Annotated in this window: 2 protein-coding genes and 1 pseudogene; 1 reads left to right on the forward strand and 2 read right to left on the reverse strand. The window is 37.2% G+C overall.

All coding sequences use genetic code 11. The features are described from left to right. Positions 1-1,958: accessory Sec-dependent serine-rich glycoprotein adhesin (locus tag O3670_RS10810; protein WP_371596159.1), on the reverse strand; the 1,958-nt coding region annotated here is incomplete at its 3' end. 836 nt (positions 1,959-2,794) lie between these two features. Between O3670_RS10810 and O3670_RS10815 the strand changes: the two are divergent. Next, positions 2,795-3,481: pseudogene (locus tag O3670_RS10815) on the forward strand (IS110 family transposase); the annotation flags it as partial. Between the two features lie 220 nt (positions 3,482-3,701). Here the strand turns inward: O3670_RS10815 and O3670_RS10820 are convergent. Then, positions 3,702-4,221 (reverse strand): Ig-like domain-containing protein (locus O3670_RS10820; protein WP_371596160.1); only part of this gene is annotated, 520 nt, incomplete at its 5' end.

Consider the following 4,221-nt stretch of genomic DNA (forward strand, 5'->3'; position numbering starts at 1 on the left):
GATAAGCTTGTTCGAGCTGAGGCGCTAGCAGATCTACTTGCACTCGTCGATAAAGATTGACTTATCGAACTAGAAAGACTTTGCGATCTTGATGTACTCAATGAAGAACTTGTACTTGCTGATTGTGATAGTCGCTGACTCGTTGATTGACTTATTGAGCTTGATAAACTTTGCGAATTAAATGCACTCAATGAAGAACTTGTACTCACCGATTGTGATATTCGATGACTTGTAGATTGACTCTGGGATAAGCTTGTCCGCAATGATTCGCTAGTGGATAAAGATCTGCTAGTTTCATTTGACTTTCTAATCGATTCTGAGGCCACTGTCGAAAGAGATTGCGAAACTGACTTCGAAGTAGCCTGACTCTTAGAGACAGAATTTGAAACTACCGTGGACTGAACAATAGATAAACTTTGTGAGAGACTACGGGATTGACTAGTAGTATCTGATTCAACAATTTTACCATTTAAATAGTTAGTAAAAGTAGGATCATCGTCCGCACCTACATAAGGTGTAAAGGTAAAGGAAGTATCTTCACCATTGATAGGAACAGTCCACGTTGAGGTTAATCCATAGCCTTGTCTTGCAAAGTAGCCGGTTAGTTGTGCACCATTTGCCCATGTATATCCAGGATTCTTGGCATCAATAGGAGTAGTATTATCTCTAAGCCTATTGTTATTTGTAAATCTAGCCCCTGAAGAATCGGTAAGATAACTTGTTACACTTGATGGTGTACCCAAACCTTTCCCAAGTGTAAACATTGGTTGTGTCGAATTCGCACCTGTTCCAGTATTATATAGTGTGTGGTTATATCCTATTTTTGTATGTTTCTCGATTGTCGAGGTTGCTGGATTATCATATGAAATATTATAGACAAATGTGAGTTTCTTTCCATCGTTTTTCACTGTCAATTTATAATAGATTGGGACATTATAAACTGTATCTGTCCCACTTCCAATATAAACCTTAGTTTCACCCTTCGCTAAATTAAGATTTGAAATAATTGCCGGGCTACCACTAACTGTAGAATTCCCGTTGAAACCTGCATTTGTAATCTTGGTTAGCATACCCTCAACGGCACTTCCAAGGCGCTCACGTTGTTCAGCATAAGCAGCGTTTGTTGCTGATGCAGCAAGCAAGGTTGTTGATTTGGCAACTTCTTCCTGAACTGATGCAATAGCTGTTTGGATTTCAGCTTTTGCAGCTGTATCTGTTAATTTTGCTTGGTAATTTTTAGCTATATTAACGAGCAACTCTGCTTCTGAAACGTTTTGATCCAAGATTGTTTTTTTGTCATCTTGAGTCGCTGTCTCAGAGGTAGCTGATCTTGTTGAAGTTGCTGATTCAGAAACTGATTCTGAGTTTGAACCACTAGCACTTTCAGTGTGAGACTGGCTCTCAGAGGTAGAGTATTCCTTGCTTAGAGATGCTGATTCTGAGATAGCTTGTGACAATTCAGCTGATAACAATTGGGATACAGATTGGGAAACTGATTGGGATAATGATATAGATGCATCTGTGCTTGCTTGGGTGTCAACTGAAGAACTGGTAGACTCTTGACTTGTTGACGCTACCACTGAAGCTTCAGAAACAGACGCTGTACTCAATACAACTGAGTCAGAGTTAGCTGTCACATCTTGATTAGCAGTTAGCTGTCTCTCCAAAGCAGGACTTGTCATCTCCTCGGCTTGAGCAGTGTAAGTCGTAACTGCACCTCCAGCCAATGCACCCGCAGCCGCTATTCCTTTTAGTAATGCTTGACCTGAGAGAACCGGTGTTTTTTCCTCAACACTTTGCGCTGAAACTGACGGCGCATCTGCACTTCCTTTAACAACTTTGAAAAGTCCAAAGTTAGCAGTTGCTGCCCGAAGCCAGTTTTTTCCTGATTTGATAAGTTTGAAACGAGTTACGCGATCTGTTTCGCGATATTTACCTGCATTTCGTCTGAAAAACATATTTGCCTCATTCTACCTTTACCCCATTGATAGAAATCTTTATCACATTATAACATAATTTTCTAATAATCGAGAGATTCTCACTCAAAATGAAAATCTTGGAAAATAATTTAACTTATACAATTAGAGCTCAAAACATTTATTTTATAATGTTTCACTTACTTTATTAGTTCTATTTTTTCGATTTATAACAAATATTAGAAAATCAAACTTTTTTCTTTCAAAATATTTATCAATATAAAAATTAATTAATACAGATTTTGTTGATTTGTAAAAAAAAGATAAAATAACATTTAATTTATTAAAAATATTGATTTGACAACAAAATGAAAAATAAAACTATAAAATACTTGATAAATAAATTATTTTACTTTAAAAAAATATTTAGTACATGTACCAGATTAAAAAGTCTTATTATAGAGTGAGAAACTTGTTACTATTTGCAATACAATTTTGAAAAGTCATAATTACATAACAATTTCAAAAGTTTTAGTTTATATTTAAGAAACACTCTAAAACTATTTAAAGAGAAAGGTAAAAAATAAATGAACGAATTACCTGAGTTAGTATTATCTCCCTATCATAACAAATAAAACATACTAAGATTAGTAGTAAGGAAATCTCCGACGGGAGAAAGTACTCACTACTTTTTCGTTATGTTAAAGTAGAGGTGTCTTGTTAAGTCGATGAGTCCTTTGGCGCTAGACGTCGTAACTAAAACTGACAAGACACCTGTTTTAGGAAGAATGTTATCAAAGTATGTGGGACGAAAAACGTCGAGTATTGAAAATGGCATCACTAAAGCAAGGAATCATTCAAGACTAAGAGGTAATATCATGCGAGTAGTTTTTGGAATTGATGTGAGTAAAGCAAGCTCAGAAGTCGCTATTCTTGTGAATGGTAAAAGGGTTCATGGATATACTATGCCTAATGACATTATCGGATTTTCTCATCTACTGAAGGATCTAAAGACCGTGAGCAACCCTGAAATTATTTTCGAAGCTACTGGTGTCTACTCTCGCCGACTCCAAGCTTTTCTAGAAGAAAACAGCTATGACTATACACGTCTTAATCCTTTGGAAGCTAAGAAGCAACTTGATGGATTACGAGTTCGGAAAACCGATAAGATTTATGCAGAGAAACTAGCTTCGTCACAATTCGTTTTAAACCGTAAGCCAACTTATGTTCAAGAAAAAGTCTATCAAAACTTGCATGATCTTAGTCGATTCTACCAAAATCTGACAGAGGATATCGTAAGGACGAAGAATAGGCTGCACAAAGTTCTTCAAGTCGCCTTCCCAGAAATCGAAAATCTACTATCTACTCCTACAGGTGAGCAATATTGGAATCTTGTTTCCATCTTCCCAACCAAGCATTGGGTGCTAGAATTATCAGAAGTTGAGTTGAAAGAGACTTTTCGCCAGTCCACCTCTAAACGTATTTCAGAGAACAGAATAGGCAACATAGCTGAAAAGTTAGTTGGACTGGCAAAGCAATCTTATTCTGCCATTTCAAAAAATGCCAGATAAGGTGTCGTTTTTATATGCTCAAATGTCAGAAAAAATGGCTTGAACTATTTCTCAAAAAATTCCCATTATACTCTATCAGAAATAATGTTGAGTTCGAAACCGTATTATACTTGACAAATGGTAGAAAAAGACTCACCCCAGTTTAGGGATGAGTCTTTTCGTTTGAAAACTCAGATGACTTATTAAATCACTTCTACAAGTTTTTTAATTTATCTTAGTCTTCTTTTTTACGCTTACCTGCCAAGGTAAGTCCAAATGCTGCAAGAACTCCTCCTAGTACTACAGCTGCAGTTGATGCTTCTTCTCCTGTCGCTGGAAGGGTAGAAGTATCTTTTTGAGCTGCTGAAATAGTCGCTGTTGCTTTAAGATTCATGTGCTTATCTGATGAATCCACTGCCTGAACATCTACAACTGGTGATGGTTTCACAGTCGTTTGGGCAACAACGGAACCTTTAGCATTATTAAAGGTATCTGTTGACCCACCCCTTGTTGCAAGCATTGGAGCGCTAGCATCTGAGACATTACCTGATAGGTCTGTCGCTTTCGCTGTTACATTACCTTCTGGAATGTTAACCGTTGGTACTACTATTGCGTGACCCATTTCATCAGCAGTAGCCTCACCAATCTTGTTACCGTCTTTGTCGAACAATTCAATCTTAGCACCTGGTTCAGCAATAACATCGATTGGAGTACGAGTACCTGCTTTACCTGTAAGATCAGTGTTCACAACTGGG

Origin of the sequence: Streptococcus sp. 27098_8_74, assembly GCF_041431705.1 — a bacterium.
In the GTDB taxonomy this organism is placed as follows: domain Bacteria; phylum Bacillota; class Bacilli; order Lactobacillales; family Streptococcaceae; genus Streptococcus; species Streptococcus salivarius_E.